At 61.1% G+C, this 22,905-nt stretch carries 20 protein-coding genes and 1 riboswitch; of the genes, 13 read left to right on the forward strand and 7 right to left on the reverse strand.

Features of this window, described 5'->3' with window-relative positions; translation table 11 throughout:
• Positions 1–10: 10 nt before the first annotated feature.
• Both BSY240_RS01700 and gor read left to right on the forward strand, forming a co-directional pair.
• Positions 11–550 (forward strand): DUF2059 domain-containing protein, encoded by a 540-nt coding sequence (locus tag BSY240_RS01700; protein WP_054151029.1) that lies wholly within the window; start codon positions 11–13, stop codon positions 548–550.
• Positions 551–665: 115 nt separating this feature from the next.
• Positions 666–2,054 carry a glutathione-disulfide reductase gene (gene gor, locus BSY240_RS01705; RefSeq protein WP_069041208.1) on the forward strand — a complete coding sequence of 463 codons (1,389 nt, stop codon included), beginning with the start codon at positions 666–668 and terminating at the stop codon, positions 2,052–2,054.
• Between the two features lie 444 nt (positions 2,055–2,498).
• Here gor and BSY240_RS01710 read toward each other — a convergent pair whose 3' ends face one another.
• The gene (locus tag BSY240_RS01710) at positions 2,499–3,356 is read right to left on the reverse strand and encodes an alpha/beta hydrolase family protein (RefSeq protein WP_069041209.1); all 858 of its coding nucleotides are present in this window, start codon (positions 3,354–3,356) and stop codon (positions 2,499–2,501) included.
• A gap of 241 nt (positions 3,357–3,597) precedes the next feature.
• On the opposite strand from BSY240_RS01710, the gene BSY240_RS01715 reads away from it, so the two are divergent.
• Together BSY240_RS01715 and BSY240_RS01720 are read left to right on the forward strand one after the other, a co-directional pair.
• Entirely contained in the window at positions 3,598–4,974 is a 1,377-nt protein-coding gene (locus BSY240_RS01715) for a class II 3-deoxy-7-phosphoheptulonate synthase (protein WP_054151026.1), read from the forward strand.
• Between the two features lie 82 nt (positions 4,975–5,056).
• Positions 5,057–5,452, forward strand: coding sequence for a GFA family protein (locus BSY240_RS01720; protein WP_069041210.1), 396 nt, complete (start codon positions 5,057–5,059; stop codon positions 5,450–5,452).
• A 6-nt stretch (positions 5,453–5,458) separates the two neighbouring features.
• Here the strand turns inward: BSY240_RS01720 and BSY240_RS01725 are convergent, their stop codons facing one another.
• Together BSY240_RS01725 and BSY240_RS01730 are read right to left on the reverse strand one after the other, a co-directional pair.
• On the reverse strand, positions 5,459–6,355 hold the full coding sequence (locus BSY240_RS01725; protein ID WP_069041211.1) for a hypothetical protein: 897 nt from the start codon (positions 6,353–6,355) through the stop codon (positions 5,459–5,461).
• 203 nt (positions 6,356–6,558) lie between these two features.
• Positions 6,559–8,520, reverse strand: a complete 1,962-nt coding sequence (locus BSY240_RS01730) for an LTA synthase family protein (RefSeq protein ID WP_069041212.1) — start codon at positions 8,518–8,520, stop codon at positions 6,559–6,561.
• 170 nt (positions 8,521–8,690) lie between these two features.
• Here BSY240_RS01730 and BSY240_RS01735 point away from each other — a divergent pair, with 170 nt between their 5' ends.
• From BSY240_RS01735 to bluB, 4 genes are all read left to right on the forward strand, one after another.
• On the forward strand, positions 8,691–10,370 hold the full coding sequence (locus BSY240_RS01735) for an NAD+ synthase (RefSeq protein WP_069041213.1): 1,680 nt from the start codon (positions 8,691–8,693) through the stop codon (positions 10,368–10,370).
• 2 nt (positions 10,371–10,372) lie between these two features.
• Entirely contained in the window at positions 10,373–10,708 is a 336-nt protein-coding gene (locus tag BSY240_RS01740; RefSeq protein ID WP_069041214.1) for a hypothetical protein, read from the forward strand.
• Between the two features lie 19 nt (positions 10,709–10,727).
• Positions 10,728–11,564, forward strand: a complete 837-nt coding sequence (locus tag BSY240_RS01745; RefSeq protein WP_069041215.1) for a TolB family protein — start codon at positions 10,728–10,730, stop codon at positions 11,562–11,564.
• A 39-nt stretch (positions 11,565–11,603) separates the two neighbouring features.
• Positions 11,604–11,793, forward strand: a riboswitch (cobalamin riboswitch).
• A 41-nt stretch (positions 11,794–11,834) separates the two neighbouring features.
• Positions 11,835–12,572, forward strand: coding sequence for a 5,6-dimethylbenzimidazole synthase (gene bluB / locus BSY240_RS01750; RefSeq protein ID WP_069041216.1), 738 nt, complete (start codon positions 11,835–11,837; stop codon positions 12,570–12,572).
• Here the strand turns inward: bluB and BSY240_RS01755 are convergent.
• The 4 genes from BSY240_RS01755 to BSY240_RS01770 all read right to left on the reverse strand — a co-directional run bounded on the left by BSY240_RS01755 (position 12,529) and on the right by BSY240_RS01770 (position 17,615).
• Complete coding sequence (locus BSY240_RS01755; protein WP_083229531.1) at positions 12,529–13,698, reverse strand: DUF2865 domain-containing protein; 1,170 nt, start codon at positions 13,696–13,698, stop codon at positions 12,529–12,531. The two genes, bluB and BSY240_RS01755, sit on opposite strands and share 44 nt — an antisense overlap.
• Before the next feature lie 15 nt (positions 13,699–13,713).
• Positions 13,714–14,355, reverse strand: coding sequence for an acyl-homoserine-lactone synthase (locus tag BSY240_RS01760; protein WP_054151081.1), 642 nt, complete (start codon positions 14,353–14,355; stop codon positions 13,714–13,716).
• Between the two features lie 121 nt (positions 14,356–14,476).
• Positions 14,477–15,184: a helix-turn-helix transcriptional regulator gene (locus BSY240_RS23880; protein ID WP_150127367.1), complete on the reverse strand. Its 708-nt coding sequence runs from the start codon at positions 15,182–15,184 to the stop codon at positions 14,477–14,479.
• 115 nt (positions 15,185–15,299) lie between these two features.
• Positions 15,300–17,615 (reverse strand): NADP-dependent malic enzyme, encoded by a 2,316-nt coding sequence (locus BSY240_RS01770; protein WP_069043784.1) that lies wholly within the window; start codon positions 17,613–17,615, stop codon positions 15,300–15,302.
• Between the two features lie 199 nt (positions 17,616–17,814).
• On the opposite strand from BSY240_RS01770, the gene BSY240_RS01775 reads away from it, so the two are divergent.
• The 5 genes from BSY240_RS01775 to BSY240_RS01795 all read left to right on the forward strand — a co-directional run bounded on the left by BSY240_RS01775 (position 17,815) and on the right by BSY240_RS01795 (position 22,854).
• Entirely contained in the window at positions 17,815–18,672 is an 858-nt protein-coding gene (locus tag BSY240_RS01775; RefSeq protein WP_150127368.1) for a UDP-2,3-diacylglucosamine diphosphatase, read from the forward strand.
• A 171-nt stretch (positions 18,673–18,843) separates the two neighbouring features.
• Positions 18,844–19,995: an ABC transporter permease gene (locus tag BSY240_RS01780; RefSeq protein WP_150127369.1), complete on the forward strand. Its 1,152-nt coding sequence runs from the start codon at positions 18,844–18,846 to the stop codon at positions 19,993–19,995.
• A gap of 10 nt (positions 19,996–20,005) precedes the next feature.
• Positions 20,006–20,815, forward strand: coding sequence for an ABC transporter ATP-binding protein (locus BSY240_RS01785; protein ID WP_069041218.1), 810 nt, complete (start codon positions 20,006–20,008; stop codon positions 20,813–20,815).
• 3 nt (positions 20,816–20,818) lie between these two features.
• Entirely contained in the window at positions 20,819–22,192 is a 1,374-nt protein-coding gene (locus BSY240_RS01790; protein WP_069041219.1) for an MlaD family protein, read from the forward strand.
• Between the two features lie 26 nt (positions 22,193–22,218).
• The gene (locus BSY240_RS01795; protein ID WP_442856007.1) at positions 22,219–22,854 is read left to right on the forward strand and encodes an ABC-type transport auxiliary lipoprotein family protein; all 636 of its coding nucleotides are present in this window, start codon (positions 22,219–22,221) and stop codon (positions 22,852–22,854) included.
• The last annotated feature ends 51 nt before the right edge of the window (positions 22,855–22,905 follow it).

Raw genomic sequence — 22,905 nt, forward strand, 5'->3', positions numbered from 1 at the left:
ATAGAATTTCATGATCAGCTTTACGCGTATGGGCCGCTTCGCCTCGATCGCCGTGATTGCCGGTAGCGTCATGCTGGGTGCGGTCTCCGCCAAGGCCCAGGATGTGCCGGCAGAGCATCTGCAGGCTGCACGCGAGGCGATCAGCGCACTCGGCGTGACCGATCGCTTCGATGCCATCCTGCCGAACATCGTCGACCGGCTGACCGCCCAGCTCATCCAGGCCTATCCGAATCTGCAGGACGTCATCTCGGCGAAGGTCGAAGAGGAAGCCCTCAAGCTCGCCGCGCGCCGTGCCGATCTGGAGCGTGAAGCAGCTGTCGTTTACGCGAATGCCTTCACCGCTGCGGAACTGAACGAGATCTCCGCCTTCTACGGCAGCGAAACGGGCAAGAAGCTTCTCAAGGATGGTCCGATCGCCACCCGCGAACTGCTGAAGGCAGCGGATATCTGGACTGCCGGTATTGCACGCGATCTGGAACAGCAGGCGAATGATTCGCTGCTTGCCGAGGTCCAGGCAGAACAGCCTGCCGCTGAAGCGGCGCAGCCGTAAGTCGACCAGCGTTGATTTTTAAGCCCGGGCGAAAACCCGGGCTTTTCTTTTTGTGCTCTCGCCTCCTATATCAGGCGCAGTTGCAGCAAGAGCCCGACCGGGCAGGAGATCCCCCATGAGCCAATTCGACTATGACCTCTTCGTCATCGGTGGCGGCTCCGGCGGGGTGCGCAGTGCGCGGGTCGCGGCATCCCTCGGCAAAAAGGTTGCAATCGCAGAAGAGTATCGCTTTGGCGGGACCTGCGTGATCCGGGGCTGCGTGCCGAAGAAGCTGTTCGTTTATGCGTCGCAGTTCCACGAACATTTTGAAGATGCCGCTGGCTACGGCTGGACCGTCGGAGAAAGCCGGTTCGACTGGCCGTCGCTGATTGCGGCCAAGGACAAGGAGATAGCGCGCCTCGAAGGCCTCTATCGCAAGGGGCTGGATAACGCCGGCGTCGAAATCCTGGAGACGCGCGCCGAATTGACCGGGCCGCATAGCGTTCGCCTGGTGAAGTCCGGCAAGGAGGTGACCGCCGAGCGCATCGTCGTGGCCGTTGGTGGTGCCGCCAATCCCCATGCCGCACTTCCTGGCCACGAATTCTGCATTTCCTCCAACGAGGCCTTCCATCTGGAGGCGCTGCCGCGATCGATCCTGATCGCCGGCGGCGGTTATATCGCGGTGGAGTTTGCCAACATCTTCCACGGGCTTGGTGTCGAGACGACGCTGATCTATCGCGGGGCGGAAATCCTCAGCCGCTTTGACCTGGACATGCGGCGCGGCTTGCACGAGGCGATGGAAGCCAAGGGTATTCGCATCATCTGCCATGACCACATCCAGAAGGTGTCGAAGTCAGCCGCCGGCAATCTGGAAGTCGAGACGATCAACAATGGTCGGCTTGTCGTGGAGCAGGTGATGCTGGCGCTCGGCCGCGATCCGAACACGACGGGCCTTGGGCTCGAAGCTGCGGGTGTGGAGACCAACGAGCGCGGTGCGATCGTGGTCGACAGATATTCCCGCACCAATGTGCCGAGCGTCTTTGCGCTCGGCGACGTCACGGATCGTGTCCAGTTGACCCCCGTCGCCATTCACGAAGCGATGTGTTTCATCGAGACGGAGTACAAGAACAATCCGACGTCGCCTGACCACGAACTGATTGCCACCGCCGTCTTCTCGCAGCCGGAAATCGGAACGGTTGGCCTCTCCGAAGAAGCCGCGGCGAAGAAGTTCGAGGAGATCGAGGTCTATCGAGCGCAGTTCCGCCCGATGAAGGCGACGCTGTCGGGGCGCGCCGAGAAGATGATCATGAAGCTGATCGTCAATGCGGCCGATCGCAAGGTTGTCGGCGCGCACATTCTTGGACACGACGCCGGCGAGATGGCGCAGCTTCTCGGCATCACGCTGAAGGCCGGCTGCACCAAGGATGACTTCGACCGGACCATGGCGGTTCATCCGACGGCAGCGGAAGAACTTGTGACCATGTATACGCCGAGCTACCGGATCAGGAACGGCGAACGGGTCTGATCCGTCGCCGCTCTCACGCTCGGCAGGCATTGCGGGCCTCGAAAAGGCCCGCCTTCGCCACTCAAAGTTTCGAGATTAGATCCAGGCCCAGAACGGGTGCCGACAGGGCGGCGAGGCTCAGGAGAGAGAGCAGGATGATCCGCAGTCTGCGGCTCTTTCGGGTTTGTATGCCAGTCCAATCATACGCCATCACACGATCCTCATGATCAACGCAGGAAGCCGAAACTTCCCGAACACCACGCTACGCCCCCGGGTGGCCGAGGTAGAGGTCGAGGCTTGCGTGAGGCTTGCCTCCGACCGGATCCATGAACGACTGCTTAACTCACAGTCCCTTCAGACATTACATGCTGGCATCAATGATTTGCTTTGCAAGGAAATGCTGATGCGGCGACGGGATTGCCCCTGTGAATCATGTGGGTAACGATGGTGCGGTGCAGCAGTTGCTCAACGTTTCAACCAGTCGATTGCCGGCTGCCACAATGTGTCTTTGAAGGCTGAACGGAAGAAACCAAGGTGTCCGACGCGGCCGCCAGCTTCCTCCGGCGAAATCCAGCGGATCTCCGTCGGAGCACGGTTGTAGTATTTGAGCAGCGCCTGCTGCGCTTTCGGTGTGCCCCATGGGTCGTCCGTCAGGCCGATCGCGAGGATCGGGGTCTCGACTTCCGCAAAGCGGCGGGCGGCATCCATCGTCGGGTCGGCGAAGAAGTATTCGGGATGTCTGCCCCAGCGCGCCCATTCCCGGAAGATGGTGCCTGGCAGGGTCTGGCCAAGGCCGATCTGGCCTGGGACCCTGCCGAGCAGCGTTGCCAGGGGAACGCCGACGAGGTTCATCTGGCTGAAGACACGAAAGCGCGGCTTGGTGTTGCCCCAGTAGCCCGTCATTGTCGCCACCATCAGATAGCGGGAGAAGCGCTTCGAGCGCCCGCCAAGGGCAAGAACCTGTCCGCCGAAGGACTGGCCGATGCCGACGAGCGGGTGATCAGGTGCTTCCAGTTCAAGCCGATGCAGGGCGGCGGGCATGTCGAAATGAGCCCAGTCGCGCATCAGCAAAGGACGTTTCCAGTGGCGCGGAGCCTGTGAGCCGGCGACCCCGCGATAGTCGTAGGTCAGTGCGGCTCTGAAACCGTGATGGCTTACGAGGTGTTCTGCGAAGCGGGCGTAAAACCCGCGGGGTACGGCGGCGGCTGATGAGATGAGAGCCATGGGACCATTGCCGCTGCCGCGCATCAATGTGCCGTGCAGGGGGAAATGATCCGTGGTTTCGAACTGGATCTCGGATTTTTCCATCAAGTGTTGCGTCATGCCGAACCTCCCGTTCCGGATGTCAACTCAGATCTTACGTTTACGTTCATGTCATATCAAGCGCAGGGCTAGGTTCGTCCGGATGAGGCGACTTTTCCTCATGTGGACGATGTCCGCCCCCGGTGTCCCACCCTTCGAAAGTCCCTAAACTACGGCTTTGCAAGCGGAGATTAACCGTTTATAAGCCCCCATCCGATGCGGCCGGGAGGTTGCCGCAGTTAGTTTCAGACAGGTGAAGACCATGGCGCAGAATTGGACCCCGAGCAGCTGGAGACAGAAGCCCATCAAGCAGGTTCCGGCTTATCCGGACCTCGATGCATTGAAGGCTGCCGAGCAGCAGCTCTCGACCTATCCGCCGCTGGTCTTTGCGGGTGAAGCCCGTCGCCTGAAGAAGTCGCTTGCCCAGGTCGCCGAAGGCGAGGCATTCCTGCTGCAGGGCGGCGACTGCGCCGAGAGCTTCGCCGAGCATGGCGCCGACAATATCCGCGACTTCTTCCGCGCCTTCCTGCAGATGGCCGTTGTCCTGACCTTCGGTGCGCAGCTGCCGGTGGTCAAGGTCGGTCGTATCGCCGGCCAGTTTGCCAAGCCGCGCTCGTCCGACATGGAAAAGATTGGCGACGTCGAGCTTCCGAGCTACCGCGGCGACATCATCAACGGCATCGAGTTCACCGAGGACGCACGCATTCCGAGCCCGGAACGCCAGCTGATGGCCTATCGTCAGTCGGCCGCGACGCTCAACCTGCTGCGCGCTTTCGCCATGGGTGGCTATGCCAACCTCGAAAACGTCCATCAGTGGATGCTCGGCTTCATCAAGGACAGCCCGCAGGCCGAGCGTTACCGCAAGCTCGCCGATCGCATCTCTGAAACGATGGACTTCATGAAGGCCGTCGGCATCACCTCGGAAAACAATCCGAGCCTGCGCGAAACCGATTTCTTCACCAGCCACGAAGCGCTGCTTCTCGGCTACGAGGAAGCACTGACGCGCGTCGATTCCACCTCGGGCGACTGGTATGCCACATCCGGCCACATGATCTGGATCGGCGACCGTACCCGCCAGGCCGACCATGCGCATCTGGAATACTGCCGCGGCATCAAGAACCCGATCGGTTTGAAATGCGGCCCATCGCTGCAGGCCGACGATCTCTTGAACCTGATCGACATCCTGAACCCGCAGAACGAGGCCGGTCGCCTGACGCTGATCTGCCGTTTCGGTCACGACAAGGTTGCCGAGCACCTGCCGCGTCTTATCCGTGCTGTCGAGCGCGAAGGCCGCAAGGTCGTGTGGTCCTGCGATCCGATGCATGGCAACACGATCACGCTCAACAACTACAAGACCCGCCCGTTCGAGCGGATCCTGTCGGAAGTCGAAAGCTTCTTCCAGATCCACCGTGCGGAAGGCTCGCATCCGGGCGGCATCCATATCGAGATGACCGGCAAGGACGTGACAGAATGCACCGGCGGCGCGCGTGCGGTCACCGGCAATGATCTTGCCGACCGTTACCACACCCATTGCGACCCGCGCCTCAATGCCGACCAGGCGCTGGAGCTGGCCTTCCTGCTCGCCGAGCGGATGAAGAGTGGCCGCGATGAAAAGCGCATGATGGTTGCGAACGGCTGAAGCATAGGTTCAGCTTTCCGAGTTTGACGACCGGGCGGGCTTCCACGAAGCTCGCCCGGTTCTCGTTTCGGAGGTGGATATCATGCAAGACAAGACGGGGCGCTGCCTGTGCGGCGCAGTGACCATTGCGGTTCGCGGAAAACTTGGTCCGGTGAGCTATTGTCACTGCTCGCAGTGCCGGAGACAGACCGGGCTCTACTACGCGACGACCGATGCCCTGATCACAGACGTCGAGATCACGGGGCGCGATAGCATAGGGACCTTTCGTGCAAGCGCCGACGCGGAGCGGGCCTTCTGCCGCCAGTGTGGCTCGGCACTCTACTGGAAGGGTGATGGAGAGGGCAGGATTTCGCTCCTGGCCGGCCTTTTCCCGAACCCGACGGAGTTCGAAGGCGGCTACCACATCTTCTGCGCCGACAAGGGCGACTTCTACGAGATCAATGACGGACTGCCGCAATATGCTGCGAGCCGCGACTGAGCGTCGTCAGGCTGCGGCGGAGTCGGCGTCTGCTGTCTCGATCCCGAGTTCCGCCAGGGCCTTGTGGTAGGAGAGATCGACGGCGGCGAATTTAGCAGACTGCCAGCCGAAATAATCCTCGACGAAGCGGCTGCTGAGCATCAGATCACCCCGGCGTCGCGGCTGTTCCCAATGCAGCAGGTTCTCGGTCTCGGCCTTTTTGAACATGCGTTTCAGGTTGGTGGTCGAAACCTGATAGGTCTCGCTGAGATCCGTGAGGCTGACCGGGCCACAGGAATGGGCCTCGGCCGTGCGGTTCACGTCGTCCAGGCGAGAGATCAGATCGTGCAGTATGATGCCGCCGAGATCAGACCACAGGAAATGGCCGATCGTATCCGGCGGATCGCGCCAAATCGGATCGCCCACCATAAGCTCAGCGCCGATCGGCTGGGCGATCAGGAAAATCCGCTCTTCCGCATGCGATGTCATTTCCCGGTTTCCGCCATCGAGGCGGTCTAGGCAGGCGAGGTGCCCGTTGAACCAGCTTCTCAGGCCATTCAGGCTGAGTTCCGTCGGTTCGAGGACGCGCACGCGCTTGTCGGGCACTTCGGGAACATCCCGCAAGAACTTGTAGGCGACCAGCTCGGCGAGGTAGCCAGTTGCCGTGTTGCGGCTGGCTGCGCCAAGGCGCATGACCGTTTCGACGAAGCGGGTGGCTGTCAGACCCGACAGCGGATCATCAGGCGTGCGCCGCAGTGCCAGCGCAAAGACCGACTGCGTCATCAGCCACTTGCGATGCGATGCCTTGAGACGCGACATGCGCGGTGTGCGCATGTGGATCGCAATCAGGTGCTGGGCAATCTGTTTTTCGATGGCCGGGTAAAGCTGATGTGCAAATATTTCGGCGCGCGTCAAAAACGGCATGGCAATGGCTCGTCTCTAAACTATGAGTGCCAACAAAGGGTCCGGCTAAACACGCAATCCGGACACGACAGCATTCGCAATACTGTCAAGAACTCTGATTTGTCGAACAAAAAAAGTCTATGGCCGAAATCGGGGGGCTCTGCAATAGCAGTTCCCCGTCAAACTCTCTTTATGGATAATTGTGATCGCAAGTAACGGCCCGCTTAGCTGCTGGGCTGAAGTCTACCCGACTGTTCCGGGAAGAAACGATCCATACCGTAGCCTTCGCCGAACATCACGTCATGCTGAAGCAGGCGATAGTCGCGGATTAGCGGATCGATCCGGCCCGAAAGGGCCCAATCGGCCTGGGCCTTGTTGTTACGGCCAATCAGCTGATGGCGGTCGATGACGGCGTAACGTTCGGCCACACGACCGAGCATGCCGGTGTAATAGGGATGGCGGTAACCTGCCATACGCACGATGTAATAGGGCAGCTGCGACGGGCTCACGGAGCCGATATCCTTCTGGACGCCACGCTTCGACGACCAGACGACCAGCGGCGTCTCATGCTCGCGCTTCATCGTCTCGACCGACGCCTTGCGGGTCGCCACCACATTCGCCATGTAGCCGCTTTCTGTATAGACCTCGTTCAGCGGCGGCAGATGGTCGCCGAACAGCACAATGATCGTTTCGCGGCGCCGCTTCTTGGCCCAGTCCATCAGATCCTTGAGGCTCTGGTCGGCTTCCTTCACACCCTGCGTGTAGGTCTCCAGTGCGCTCACGTTGTGCTCGGACAGGGTGGGTGCGTCCACGCCGATCGTATTCTTTGCATAGCGGTTGCGCTCGTAAGGGCCGTGGCCCTGCAGCGTGACGGCAAAGAAGAAGAAGGGCTCGTCCGTGTTGTCGGCCTCCTTGATGATGTAGCTTGTCAGCGCGTCGTCGGACGCAAAGATGCCCCGCTTGTCCATGGCCGGCATCGTTTCTTCCGAATGGAACTGGCGGAAGCCGAGCGACTGGTAGACGTTGTTGCGGTTCCAGAACCAGCCCTGGAAGGGGTGGAAGGCCTTCGTCACATAGCCCTTGGATTCAAAGAAGGTCGCAAGCGAGGGGACCGGGCGGCGGATATACTGCTGATAGGGGATGCTGCCATAGGGCAGGAAGGCGTTCGAGAAACCGGTCAAGGCCTCGAATTCGACGTTGGCGGTCATGCCGCCGAATTCCGGCGAGAAGACGTGGCCGGATTGGCTCGCCCGGATGGTCGGCATCGGATCCGCCGAATAGCGGATGCTGCTCATGCGGGTCGGATCCCAGAGGGATTCGCTCATCACGACGATGACATCGGCCTGACGGCCGGAGAAGAAGGAGGCCGGCAGCAGATCGGTCTGCATGTCGGTGATTGCGACCTTGCTGTAGCCGTCGGGTGCTGCGACGTTGGCCATCGGTACGTTGAAGGCGAATGCAAGCAGGAAGCCGTTGTGGCGATAGTTTTCTTTCTGGTCCCACATCATCGGCACGATGTTCAGCCGATCACGCAATGCCGAGAAGGTCATTGGATCCATCAGCGACGCGAAGCCGGCGAGCAGCGGAATGGCAAGAGCAGCCCGAACTCCGCGGCCTGTCAGGTTGAGGCGTGGGAAGACCTTCCGGCTCCTCCAGATCAGCGCGACAAAGGCCGCAACGGCAACAAGGCCGCCAATTGCGAGTGCGACTGCCTTCATCGGTTCTGCGGCGACCATAGCTGGCAGGAGCTGCAGGATCTGGCGACCAAAGAGAAGGTCGCTGGGAAAGAGCGGATCCGACAGGAATAGCTGTTTCTGGCCGGAGAAAAAGGCCGGCAGAAGTGCCAGCGGGGCGACGAGAAGTGTCGACTGATAAGCCTTGCCAATGATTGCATCTGCAAAGGCGAGTATCAGGAATACGATGCTGACCGCCACCAGACCCGGACGGCTCGACGCCGTCATGTAGTCAACCACATCGACCATGGTGCCGCGCGCCAGGATCTCGCTCAGCAAGACAATGGCGACGGCGATCAGTGCGGTGTTGATCAGCTGGATTGCGAGCTGGACGATTGCGGAGCTGCCGTATTCGCGTTCGCGCACCGCGCCAAAGGCGCTGACAATTGTTGCGACTCGCGATTTCGGGCTCGTTTGGACCACGTCTAACTCCAGATCATGGGAGGGTGTCATCAAAGGTTCGCATAGGTGTCACATAAGCGTCATGAATGCTACATGAACCACGACATATGAGCTTAAGTTCCCGGTGTTTTCCGCGGTTTGGTTAGTGTCGGGCTCGCCTGCAGTCCGCCTTCGAAAGAAGCGACATTGCGATCCGTGCGACGAGCCGCTAAATCGGTGTCATGAGCGAAACAAAGAAGATCTCCGACGTCCTGCGCATTGCGGTGGCACAGTTCAATCCTGTTGTCGGCGATGTCGTCGGCAATCTTGCCAAGGCGCGTGCGGCTCGTGCGGACGCTGCCGGGCAGGGGGCTGACCTCGTCTTGCTGACGGAGCTCTTCATTTCCGGCTATCCGCCCGAAGATCTCGTCCTGAAACCGTCCTTCCTGAAAGCCTGCCTGCAGGCTGTAGAAGCGCTCGCGGCTGATACCGCCGATGGCGGACCGGGCGTCATTGTCGGCTTTCCGCGTCAGGGTGAGAAGGGACGGCACAACTCCGTCGCTATCCTCGATGGCGGCAAGATCCTCGCCTTCCGCGACAAGATCGATCTTCCGAACTATGGCGAATTCGACGAGAAGCGGGTGTTTACCGAAGGCGAGATGCCGGGACCGGTCAATTTCCGCGGTGTGCGGATCGGCGTGCCGATCTGCGAAGAGATCTGGAACGATCTCGGCGTCTGCGAGACGCTGGCCGAGACGGGCGCCGAAATCCTGCTCGTGCCAAACGGCTCGCCCTATTATCGCGGCAAGGTCGATATCCGCCATCAGGTGGCGCTCCGCCAGGTGATCGAAACCGGCCTGCCGCTGATCTTCGCCAACCAACTCGGTGGTCAGGACGAACTGGTCTTCGACGGTGCGAGCTTCGCCTTCAACGGTGACAAGTCGCTGGCCTTCCAGATGAGCCAGTTCGAGGAGACGCTGTCGGTCACCACCTGGAAGCGGACCGCGGATGGCTGGCGTTGCGATCAGGGGCCGATGTCGCGCATTCCGGAAAAGGAAGAGGCGGATTACCGTGCCTGCGTTCTCGGCTTCCGTGACTATGTGAATAAGAACGGCTTCAAGAGCGTCGTGCTCGGGCTTTCGGGTGGCATCGATTCCGCCATCTGTGCGGCGATCGCCGTGGATGCGCTCGGCGAGGAGCGGGTGCGCACGATCATGCTGCCTTACCGCTACACGTCGCAGGAGAGCTTCTCCGATGCCGAGGCCTGCGCCAAGGCGCTGGGCTGCCACTATGACATCGTGCCGATCCAGGAACCGGTCGAAGGTTTCCTCTCGTCGCTTTCCGACATGTTCGAGGGGACCGAGAGCGGCATTACCGAAGAGAACCTGCAGAGCCGGACGCGCGGCACGATCCTGATGGCGATCTCCAACAAGTTCGGCTCGATGGTGGTGACGACCGGCAACAAGTCCGAGATGTCGGTGGGTTATGCCACGCTCTACGGCGACATGAATGGCGGCTTCAATCCGATCAAGGACCTCTACAAGATGCAGGTCTATGCGCTCTCGGCCTGGCGCAACGAAAACGTGCCGCCCGGTGCGCTTGGTCCGTCCGGCGAGGTGATCCCTGAGAATATCCTGTCGAAGGCGCCGTCTGCGGAACTTCGCCCGAACCAGACCGACCAGGACTCCCTGCCGCCCTATCCGGTGCTTGACGACATTCTCGAATGCCTCGTCGAAAAAGAGATGGGTGTCGACGAGATCGTCGCGCGCGGCCATGACATTGCGACCGTTCACCGGGTCGAGCATCTGCTCTATCTCGCCGAATACAAGCGTCGCCAGTCGGCACCGGGCGTGAAGATCACCAAGAAGAACTTCGGACGTGATCGCCGCTATCCGATCACGAACCGGTTCCGGGATCGCTGAGCGTGTCGATAGAGGATATCGATGCCTTGGCTGCTTTGCCTGATTTCACGGCGGAGGAGCGCAGCTATATCTTTGCTGTCGGAGCGCATGACAATCAGGATAGCGGGCTGTACCGGACGCTCTCGGGCGCCGCCTATTTCCTGCCCTCGATCGCGATTGGCTGCTACGGCCTGTGGGACGGGAGCTACAAGATGCTCGGCATCGGGTTCCTCACGCTGAACGTCAGCCTGATCTGGGGTTTCTACACCGAATGGCGCAGTGCTCATGTTGAGCAGACGGGCCGGGCGATCTTCGCCAAACTGCGCCAGGCGATGGAAAATCGCTCGACCGCAGACTGATTTTTCCAAGGAGACCATGATGCGCAGTTCGGTCGAGATCTACGATATGACGACCCGTGAATGCGAGGTCGTCTGGCAGACGGATGACCTCGTCGAGGCGCCCAACTGGTCGCGCGATGGCGAGTTTCTCGTCATCAACGGCGATGGTCTTCTTTATGCGTTGCCGCTCGACGAAGACGATCCCGAACCGGAGCTGATCGACACGGGTTTTGCCGTGCGGCTCAACAACGATCATGGGATCTCGCCCGATGGCGCCTCGATCGCGTTTTCCGATCATACGCTTTTCGGCAAGTCCTGCATCTATCTGCTGGGTGATGGTGATGACGAGCCGCGCCAAGTCACCGACAAAATGCCGTCCTACTGGCACGGCTGGTCGCCGGACGGTAAGGAGCTTGCCTATTGCGGCGAGCGCAACGGCGCCTTCGATATCTATACCATCTCGACCAAGGGCGGGGTCGAGCGGCGGCTGACCAACGGCGAAGGGCACAATGATGGTCCTGATTACTCGCCTGATGGTCAGTGGATCTATTTCAACTCCAGCCGTACCGGCACCATGCAGATCTGGCGCATGCGCATCGATGGCAGCGACCTGCAGCAGCTGACCTCAGACGGTTATGGCGACTGGTTCCCGCATCCTTCGCCGGATGGGAAGAAGATACTCTTCCTCTCCTACGATGCCGATGTCGAAGGTCATCCGCGCGACAAGCAGGTTCGGCTTCGACTGATGGACGTCGATGGCGGCAATGTCGAAACACTCATCGAGTTTTTCGGCGGTCAGGGTTCGATCAATGTCCCGAACTGGGCGCCGGACGGATCAGCTTTCGCCTTTGTCCGCTACTTCCCGGTCGAGGCTTGAGCCTGTCGCATTCCACTCTGTCCTGCGGCTGGTTCTTGCGGTATTGATCCCACGTCAGGTGCTTGCCGTTAGGTGAGAGAATCGGGAAGCCGGCGAAAATCCGGCACGTGCCCAACGCTGTGAGGCGGACATGATGCGCGAGGGGAAACCCGGCCACTGGAGCAATCCGGGAAGGCGCGCATCCTGGATGATGCCCAGTCAGAAGACCGGCCTGGCGAGATAGACCTTTCCCGCGTGGACGGCGGGTGGTTGCGCATTGTGGGGATTACGATGCACGACAGACCGAACGAGTTCCTCGTCCGGACGGCGCCCTTCGCCGATCAGGACAAACAGGCCGTCTACCGAGCCATTCACACGCGACGCGATGTCCGCGACCAGTTTCGCTCTGATCCGCTGCCGGATGATCTGGTGCGGCGATTGCTCGAAGCGGCGCATGCCGCCCCCTCCGTGGGCTTCATGCAGCCCTGGAGTTTCCTGCTTATCCGCTCTGCTCGAAAGCGCGAGGCCATCTGGCAGGCGTTTCTGCGGGCGAACGAGGAGGCGGAGGCCATGTTTCCGGTTGAGCAGCGCGACGCCTATCGATCCCTGAAACTGGAAGGCATCCGCAAGGCGCCGCTCAACATCTGCGTCACCTGCGATCCGGATCGTGCGGGACCCGTCGTGCTCGGACGCACCCATGATGTCAGGATGGACGCCTTCTCGACTGTCTGCGCCATCCAGAATCTCTGGCTCGCAGCACGTGCGGAAGGGGTCGGGCTCGGCTGGGTCAGCATCTTCCACGAGGCCGAGGTGAAGGCGCTCCTTGGCATCCCGGAGCGGATCCAGATCATCGGTTATCTTTGCCTTGGCTATGTCGACGAACTCTATGCGACGCCGGAGCTTGAGGTGAAGGGATGGCGCAAGCGATTGCCGCTCGACGATTTGATCTTCGAGGAAAGCTGGGGCCAGATCGGGGAACGGCCGATCACTCTTGCAGCGGCTGTGGACCTGACGTCGCCGGGTTCCTGAGGTCGATCGTGCCCTTGTCGGAGGGGAGGAAGGCCGGGCCGACGCGGCGTACGTTGAGGCTTGCCTCATCCAGCACGCGCTCCGTGGCAGGCACCGTCGCTGACGCAGCCTCCCGTTTTCCCGGTGCAACTTCGATGACGGACGACTGGTAGTCCGGTACGGCCGGACGCGGCGTCATGCGCTGGTAGTATTGCTGCAGGTTGCAGGCGCAGGCGGGTTCTGCGTCGCTGCGCCGGTTGCGGTAGAGGAAGGCGTTGGGCAGATCGCGATAGGGGCGGCCGCTGACTGCCGAGATCATGTCCACGGTCTCGCTGCGCTCCGGCGCGTGGAAAAACAGCTCCGTTTCCGTGCCCGGACACATCTGCTGGCATTGCGCCGCATCGCGGCCGAAGTTCATCGCCGAGGTCTGTGACGAGATCGGGAAGAAACCGCCATCGCAGGTGCGCACACACAGCGTGCGGACATTGCCGCTGGGCATCATGCTCATCGGCGGTGGCGGCGCTGAGTAGGCGGCTTCGGCTGCCCGGTCCGGACGATAGGGTTCCGCCAGCGTGTCGAGGTAAGGGATACGCTCTGCTTCTTCCGGATAAGCCGCTTGATCCGGCCCACAACCATTCGCCTCAAGTGCTGTGACGAGGGCGGCGCGCGCATCTTCTACGCGGCTTTCGCGCAGATCCGAAAGCCTTGCTGCCAGGATGTCGCGATTGGCCTCCATGCGGGAGATTGCCGATGCCAGATCGCTGCAGTCATTGCCGCCATCGGGACGGATCTGGACGATGGACGAGGTCAGGCATCGCAGCCGCCGCTGATCCTGGCGGGCCTTGCGAAGTTCGAGGTTCTGCTGGGCTATGGCGCTGGCATAGCTGTTAATTTCAGGCGACTGTCCGCCCTGTTCGACCAGAACCAGCCTGTCGCGCAGCCGCTCGCAGAGCGCCGAGGCCTCAGCCTCGTTCGGCAGCGCGCTGCCGAGGGCGATCAGCAAAGCAATGGAACTGACTATCCTGCTCGGCACATCCGGATCCCAGTTGTCGTTTGCAGGGCGGAGGACGACCCTAGTGACATCAGGATAGCCGAGTGCCGGCCAAATGAAAATGACGGATGACGTGGCGGAGGCGCGAGCGGCCATCCGCCACGTCTCGCGTCAGGCGGCCTGCGCTGCCGTCAGGGTCATCGGCGCTTCGAGCACGCTGCCGTCGATTGCTGCCACCGCCTTCATTCGATCGAGCAGATCCTGCGACACCTCCCAGGAGACTGCGACCGCCTGGACCACACCGATCCGCTGAGGTTCACCGATCCGAATGCCCGGGCACCCCATACGTTTGAACATGCGTTCCAGGAAAACATCGGTGACGGTAACGATATGGCTGAGACCGGATGCAAGGCCCAGCTCGCCCACCCCGCACATCAATTCGGCCGCCGCGATCGTCACCTGGTTGCTTGCCCGGTCTTGAGAAATCTCCGGATCGATGCAGAAGCGGCTCGATTCCCAGACTGCTGCGCTGCGGATCTGCGGTCCATCACCGAGGAGGACGGGAAAGGTGTCGTCGAGCATGTTGGGGCCGAGCGTCGGCAGCAGGCGCAATGACCCGCGCAGTTTTCCCTCGTCGCCATAGGAGAGGACATAGAGAGGATTGGCGCGATCATAGTCGTCGATTTCCCAGGCGTCGCGCACCTGGACGTCCCAACCCAACAGGTCATGGAAGACCCGCTTTCTCAACCTGTGCATGGCGTCGATATCGGCGGGAAACTGATTGCGACGGGTGCCGTTGATGATCCTGATCATGCTTTGCTCCTTCTTGCAGAACGGAACAGGCAGCATGCGTTTCCCAGGAAAATTCTAAAACTGGCGGTGGCGCCAGCTTTCGGAAATGCAATCTATGATATCGTGAAGGGATTTCTCCTTGTCATGGGGATTCTGGCTCGACGAGCCGCGGGATCAGGCCGCGCCAGACTGCTTCCGCGACGGCCTGGGCATTGTTGACGACGTCGAGCTTCTGCCGCGCATTGGCCATGAAATGCCGGATGGTTCGTTCGGAGATGCCGAGGATGACGGCTGTTTCCCAATAGCTCTTGCCGGCTGCGATCCATGCCAGTGTTTCGCGTTCTCGACGGGTGAGAGGACGGGCGCGGGCCGCTTCCAGCTGTGCATCGGTCGATGCTCTGGCGAGGCGCGCGTTCAACAAGGTGCCGAGGCTCAGCATGTCGCGGTCATGGGCGCGGCGCCAGGCCGCCAGGCCCTCCGCAGTGGCGTTCAACTCGACCAGCAGACAGCTTTGCCGTCCCGGCAGGGGGTAGCCGACGATCCGGTGGTCGCGATTTGCGCTGCGCTGCCATGCCTTGAGCTCGACAGGTTGAAGCCCTGGCAAGAGGCTGGCGATCTGTTCAAAAGCCGCTTTGCGGTTGAGTGAGCGGGCGAGGTGAAGGGAATTTCGTCGGTGGCTGTCGTGAATGTTGTGGGCGCGCAGGCGTGCGCTAGCGATCAATCCACCGAGATAGGTGATGCGGCCCGTCCGGTAAGCGCTCTGAAGCCTTGACAGGAAGTCTCCGGGATCAAGCGTCTCCTGCCGCTCCAGCAACTCCAAGAGATCGAAATACGTGCCTGAGAGCCCCATCAACAATACCCGAGATTTCAAGGGGCGCAGTGTCGGGGCTACAGCTTTGGCTTGTCCAGATGGCAAATTTCGTGAAAGCGAGCGGCAAACCTGATCGCCGCTCGCAAAAGCTTTTTCAGACCGCCGGCTGCGAAGCCTCGACGACGGCAAGCGCCGCCATGTTGACGACGCCGCGCGACGTGACCGAGGTGGACAGCACGTGGGCGGGCAGGGCGGCGCCGAGGAGGATCGGGCCTACATGCAGCGCGTCCATCATCATGCGGACGATGCCGAGCGATATATTCGCGGCATCGAGGTTCGGGAAGACGAGCAGGTTTGCTTCGCCGGTCAGCGTGCTGTCCGGCATGGCGCGCTTGCGCAGAACTTCCGACAGCGCCGAACCGCCCTGCATTTCGCCGTCGACCTCCAGATCAGGGGCGCCAGCGCGGATGATTTCCAGCGCCCGGCGCATCTTCGAGGCGCTGGCGGACGGCCGCGAACCGAAGTTCGAATGCGACAGGAGGGCTGCCTTGGGTGCAATGCCGAAGCGACGGATTTCCTGGGCCGCCAGCATCGTCATTTCGGCGATCTCTTCCGCACTCGGATCGTCGGTGACGAAGGTGTCGGTGAAGAAGATTGCACCGCGCTGCGAGATCAGAAGGCTCAAGCCCGAATAGTCGCGTACACCGGCGCGCTTTCCGATGATCTGGCGAACGTCGCGCACGTGGCGGTCGAAACGGCCTTCTACGCCGCAGATCAACGCATCTGCGTCACCGCGTTTCACAGCCAGGGCACCAATCACGGTGGTGTTGGTGCGCACGATCGTGCGAGCCGCTTCCGGGTTGATGCCGGCGCGGCCGACGAGGGCGAAGTAGTCGTCGACATAGTCGCGGTAGCGCGGATCGTCTTCCGGGTTGACCAGTTGGAAATCGGTGCCCGGGCGGATGCGCAGGCCATAGCGCTTCAGGCGGGTCTCGATGATCTGCGGGCGGCCGATCAGGATCGGTTCGCCGATGCCGTCTTCGAGCAGCACCTGGGCGGCACGCAGCACGCGCTCGTCTTCACCTTCGGAGAAGATCACACGCTTTTTGGACGCAGTCTTCGCTGCCGCGAAGATCGGCTTCATCACGAAGCCGGAGCGGAAGACGAAGCGGTTCAACTGGTCGAGATAGGTGTCAAAATCGGCAATCGGGCGGCGAGCGACGCCGCTGTCTGCCGCGGCCTTGGCGACAGCCGGTGCGATGCGCAGGATGAGACGCGGATCAAACGGCGAGGGGATGAGATAATCCGGACCAAAGGTCGGCGTTTCCCCGGTATAGGCCTTGGCCGCGACTTCCGAGACTTCTTCGCGGGCGAGCGCTGCAATCGCACGCACCGCCGCCATCTTCATCTCTTCGTTGATGGTGGTTGCGCCACAGTCGAGCGCGCCGCGGAAGATATAGGGGAAGCACAGGACGTTGTTGACCTGGTTCGGGAAATCCGAGCGGCCGGTGCAGATCATCGCGTCCGGACGGGCGGCGCGCGCCTCTTCCGGCATGATCTCGGGCTTCGGGTTGGCCAGGGCCATGATCAGGGGCTTCGGCGCCATGCGGGCCAGCAGTTCCGGCTTCAGGACGCCGGCTGCCGAGAGGCCGAGGAAGACGTCGGCATCGTCGATGCTTTCGGAGAGCGCGCGCTTTTCGGTTTCCTGGGCGTAGACTTCCTTCCAGGGATCCATCAGCTCGTTGCGGCCCTTATAGACGAGACCCTCGATGTCGTGCACCCAAATATTCTCGCGCTTGGCACCGAGGATGACGAGCAGGTTGAGGCAGGCAAGGGCGGCTGCACCGGCACCCGAGGCGACGATCTTGACGTCCGCAATGGTCTTGCCGGCCAGTTCCAGACCGTTCAGGATAGCGGCCGCAACGATGATCGCGGTTCCGTGCTGGTCGTCGTGAAAGACCGGGATGTTCATCTTGGCGCGGAGCTGGTCTTCGACCTGGAAACATTCCGGTGCCTTGATGTCTTCGAGGTTGATACCGCCGAAGGTCGGCTCCAGCGCGGAGATGGTGGAAACCATCTGATCAACACCGGGTGCATCGATTTCGATGTCGAAAACGTCGATGCCGGCGAACTTCTTGAAGAGGACGGCCTTGCCTTCCATGACAGGCTTGGAGGCGAGCGGTCCGATATTGCCGAGGCCGAGAACGGCCGTACCGTTGGAGATGACGGCGACGAGGTTGGAGCGCGCCGTGTAGTCATCGGCTGCTGCCGGATCGTCCTTGATGGCGAGACAGGGGGCGGCGACGCCGGGCGAATAGGCAAGCGCCAGGTCGCGCTGGTTGCCAAGCGGCTTGGTGGCCTGGATCTCCAGTTTCCCGGGACGGGGATAGCGGTGATAGAAAAGCGCCTGCTCGTCGAGATCAGCGGTCGGGTTTGCAACTTGCGGCTTGTTCTTGTCCTGAGAAGTCATCGGTTCACCGGCAATTCCTGTCTTCACTTACTCCTTGTCGTCATACACGAATTGGCTGCGAGTGGTAGACTTTAGTTCCGCGATCCCCTGTCTGTGGAATGCGTGCCGGAACCGGCGATCCGCCGCGAATCTCCCGATGTCATCTTCCTGAAACACGAGTCTGATTAAGCGCTCATCAGACAGCGATGAGGACCGTGCCGTGAAAGACGCCAGCGAAACACGCCATTTCAGGACCCTGTTCATTTCGGACGTTCACCTCGGATCGAAAGCCGCCAAGACCGACTTTCTCCTGGATTTTCTGCGCACGCACGAGGCCGACACCATCATCCTGGTCGGTGATATCGTCGACGGCTGGCGTCTGAAGCGCAGCTGGTACTGGCCGCAGTCCTGCAATGACGTTGTGCAGAAACTGCTGCGCAAGGCCCGCAAAGGCACGCGCATCGTTTACATTCCCGGCAATCACGATGAGTTCATGCGCGACTTCCCGGGCATCCATTTCGGTGGCATCGAAGTTGCGCAGCGGATCGTGCACGAGATGGCCGACGGCAAGAAATATCTGGTTCTGCATGGCGACGAATTCGACGTTGTGGTTCGCAACGCCCGCCTGCTCGCCTATCTCGGCGACTGGGCCTATGACACGGCGATTGCGATCAATGTCATGCTGGCGGCCGTCCGCCGTCGTCTCGGCATGCCCTACTGGTCTTTCTCCGCCTGGGCCAAGTTGCAGGTCAAACATGCGGTGAACTTCATCGGCGAATTCCAGCGGGTGGTGGCCGACGAGGCTCGTCGCGCCGAGGTTGACGGTGTCATCTGCGGCCACATCCATCATGCTGTCATGGAAGACATCGACGGGATCCACTACGTCAACACGGGCGACTGGGTCGAAAGCTGCACGGCGATCGCCGAGCACCCGGATGGCCGTCTGGAGCTGATTTCCTGGGGTCACAAGATTAGCGAAGCACCAGCGGCCAGCAAGCGTGCGAACAAACTCGTCCCCATTCTGCTGCCGAAACCGATTGCCGAAACGGCCCAGGACGACGGGATACGCGCGGCCTGAACCACAGCTCTGTTGCAAAGCGGTCATGACGCCCCGCAATCGGGTTGGAAAACGCAATTAACGGTTTGCAAAGGATTTCTTCGCAGGCGGCGATGGTTATAGTGTGCAGCCATCTGTCACGTGATTTGCGAACCCGGATCCCCCGGCGCGAATTTGGAAGTTGTCGCCACCTTGAGTTCGGTTGAGCAAGAAGACGCCCGTATTGAGATCGATGAGCAGCCGGACGGAAACGCCCGGCTGATCCGGCTTGCCGGTCGCTGGAAGAACAACAGCCTCAGCGCGATGATCAAATCCGCCGGCCCGTTGGTCGATTCTCCGGTCGTGCAGCGAGAGACGATCGATCTCAGTGCCGTAAGCGACATGGACACGGCCGGCGCATGGCTGGTTCGACGCTTCATCACCGAACGGCGCGAGCGCGGCGGTTCGATCGAGATCGTCGGCGGATCCCCCGGCATGCGTGAGTTGATCGAAGCCCTTCCTGAGCACGTCACTGCTCCGGAAAAGCCCGTCGATCACCGCACCCGTTTCGAGCGCATCTTCGAACCTGTCGGGAAAGTCACACTCAGCCTTTGGGGCGATCTGATCGCCATGATGTTCGTCCTCGGATCTGCTGTCCGCGGTGCGCAGACCAAGGCTGGTCGCGGCTCCGGGGTGTCTCCGGCCTCCGTGGTCAACCAGCTTGACCACATGGGGGTGAGGGCGGTGCCGATCATCGTCCTCATGTCCTTCCTGATCGGCGCGATCATCGCTCAGCAGGGCGCATTCCAGTTGCGCTATTTCGGAGCGGAAGTTTTCGTCGTCGATCTCGTCGGCATCCTGCAGCTGCGCGAAATCGGCGTGCTGCTCACCGCGATCATGATCGCGGGTCGTTCCGGCAGCGCCATCACGGCTGAAATTGGTTCGATGAAGATGCGTGAGGAAATCGATGCCCTGAAGGTCATCGGCCTCAATCCGATCGGGGTGCTGGTCTTTCCGCGACTTGTTGCGCTGACGATTGCACTGCCCCTGCTGACGATCGTCGCCAACTTCTCGGCGCTCTACGGCGCAGCGGTCGTGGTCTGGGCCTATTCCGGCATCACATTCGATGTCTTCATCACCCGCCTTCACGAGGCGGTCGATTATTCGACGCTTGCGACCGGCATGATCAAGGCACCGTTCATGGCGCTGATCATCGGCATCATCGCGGCTGTCGAAGGCATGAAGGTGGGCGGCAGCGCCGAATCTCTCGGACGCCATGTGACAGCATCCGTGGTCAAATCGATCTTCGTTGTTATTCTCGTGGACGGGCTGTTTGCCATGTTCTACGCCGCGATCGATTTTTGAGGAGGGCCAGATGAACACCAGACCCTCCCAGGACCGCGAGGTCATCCTGTCGGTGAAAGATCTGACGGTCGGCTTCGGCGAGAAGATCGTTCTCGACAAGCTGAACCTCGACATCTACCGCGGCGAGATCCTCGGCTTCGTCGGAGCATCCGGCGCGGGCAAGTCCGTTCTGATGCGCACTGTGTTGCGCCTCCTGCCGCGTCGTTCCGGCAAGATCGAGATCCTCGGCGCGGATTACGATGCGGTCGACGATCTGCAGCGCATGACGCTCGACACACGCCTGGGGGTTCTTTTCCAGCACGGCGCCCTATTTTCCTCACTGACTGTGAAGGAAAACATCCAGTTGCCTATGCGTGAATATCTGGATCTGCCGCAATGGCTGATGGATGAGCTTGCCTATCTCAAGATCGAGCTGGTCGGCCTCCATCCCGATGCTGCGGACAAATATCCATCCGAACTCTCGGGCGGCATGATCAAGCGTGCGGCACTGGCGCGTGCACTGGCGCTCGATCCGGATCTCGTCTTCCTCGACGAACCAACCTCCGGTCTCGATCCGATCGGGGCTGCCGAATTCGATGAATTGATAGCGCAGCTGCGCGACACCCTTGGATTGACCGTCTATATGGTGACCCACGATCTCGACAGCCTGTTCTCCGTCTGCGACCGTATTGCGGTCCTCGGGCAGAAGAAGGTTCTGGTCGAGGGGACGCTGGACGATATGCTCGCCTTCGATGATGCGTGGGTGCAATCCTATTTCCGGGGCAAGCGTGCCCGTTCCATTCCCCGGCCGGAGCAATCCGCCGGACATCCGGTAGAGTGAGCCATGGAAACCAAAGCCAATTACGCGATCGTCGGTTTTTTCACGATGCTGGTCATCGGGGCCGCCTTCGGGTTTGTCTATTGGATGGCGGAATATGGAAGGGGCGGAGAGATGGCGCCGCTTGCGATCCGCATCCCGGGCTCGGCCAACGGTCTGAGCATCGGCTCGCCCGTTCGCTTCAACGGCATCTCCGTCGGTTCGGTCCGCAATCTCTACATCGACAACGAGGACCCGAACTTCTCCGTTGCTTTCACGGAGGTGCGTGCTGATGCACCCGTGACGTCGGGCACGAAGGCTGTTCTGGAAATTCAGGGTCTGACCGGTGCGGCTTATGTCGAGCTTTCCGGCGGAGGTCCAGGTTCCGGTGACGCGATCCTGAAGCGGGCACTCGATACCGGGGAGCCGGCCATTCTGATCGCCGACCAATCGAGCGTGACCAATCTGCTTTCGACGGCAGACCGCATCTTGCAGCGCGCTGACGGCGCTGTTGCCGAGCTGCAGGGGTTCATCGAGGATGCACGGGGACCGCTGACCAACACGGTGCGCAACGCGGAAACCTTTTCGAAATCGCTCGCAGACAATGCCCAGGGCATCGATGAATTCCTGAAGAGCGTCAGCGCCCTTTCCGATTCCGTCTCGGGCCTGTCCGGCCGCCTCGACTCGACATTGTCCGCCGCCGAAGATCTGTTCAGAGCACTCAACTCCGACAAAATCGATCAGATCCTGACCAATACCGAGGAGGCGACGGCAAGCTTCGCGCAGGCCTCTAAGAGCATCGGGCCTGCGATCGACAGCTTCCGCGAGACGGCCACCACCTTCCAGCGCTTTGGCAACAATGCCGATCAGACGCTTGAGAAGGTCTCCAGGCTGATCGATGCAGTGGACAGCCAGAAGATTGGCCGCGTGGTCGACGACGTCTCTGTCGCGACTGCCGATGCGCGTCAGGCCATTGCCGGCTTCCGGGATCTGTCGAACAGCATTACCGGCCGCAAGGACGATATCGACCGGGCGATCGATGACTTCACGCAGCTTGCGAACCGTCTGAACACCTCATCCCAGCAGGTCGACGGGATCCTTAGGAAGGTTGATGCGTTCCTTGGCTCAGGTGATGCAAATTCGCTCAGCGTGGAAGCCCGCAAGACGCTCGAGGCCATCCGCATGACGGCCGAGAACCTCAACGCCCAGATTGGACCGATTGCCGCCAACCTGCAGCGCTTCTCGGCGACGGGTCTGCGCGATATCCAGACGCTGGTGAACGATACCCGCAACACCGTTCGCGGCCTGAACGAAGCGATCACCAATTTCGACCAGGATCCGCAGCGCCTGCTCTTCGGCGGCGACACGGTCAAGGAATTCGACGGACGGACACGCCGATGACGAGCAGCACCGAAAAGGACAACAGCATGGACGGGATCGGCGTGAAGGGGTTGGCGGGCATGGCTCGGTTCCGGCGGCTTCTTCTGGCCTCGGTGCTCGTGCCTGGCCTCGGCCTTGGCCTTGCGGCCTGTGGCTCGAAAGCGAACAACGACACATTCGATCTGACCGCTTCCGTGAGCGAGGTGGCGACATCTTCCAGCGCCCGCAACCGCCAGCTTCTGGTGGCCGATCCTTCGGCGCTCAAGGCTCTCGACAGCGAGCAGATCCTGGTGCGCGTATCCGGTGCCGAAATCCGCTATCTGTCACAGTCGCAGTGGAGCGATCGGCTCACGCGGGTCGTTCAGTCGAAACTCGTGGTCGCCTTCGAAAATTCCGGGCGCCTCGGTGGCGTTGGACGGCCGGGGCAGGGACTGGCGATCGACTTCCAGCTGATCACAGATGTCCGCGCCTTCGAAATTTCAGCCGAGGGAACAGATCGCGGGGTCGTCGAGATATCGGCCAAGCTGCTCAACGATCGCAATGGCACCGTCAAGGCGCAGCGGGTCTTCCGCGCCGAAGTGCCGTCCTCCGGCTCGGACAACGCAGCTTACGTGGCGGCACTCGACCGTGCTTTCGCCCGCGTCACGGCTGACATCGTGGCGTGGACGCTGCAATCGATCTGACCGACGACAATTCCCATTCCGTCGAGCAAAAGAAAACCCCGGATCAAGCAA

This window comes from Agrobacterium sp. RAC06, assembly GCF_001713475.1.
Classification (GTDB): domain Bacteria; phylum Pseudomonadota; class Alphaproteobacteria; order Rhizobiales; family Rhizobiaceae; genus Allorhizobium.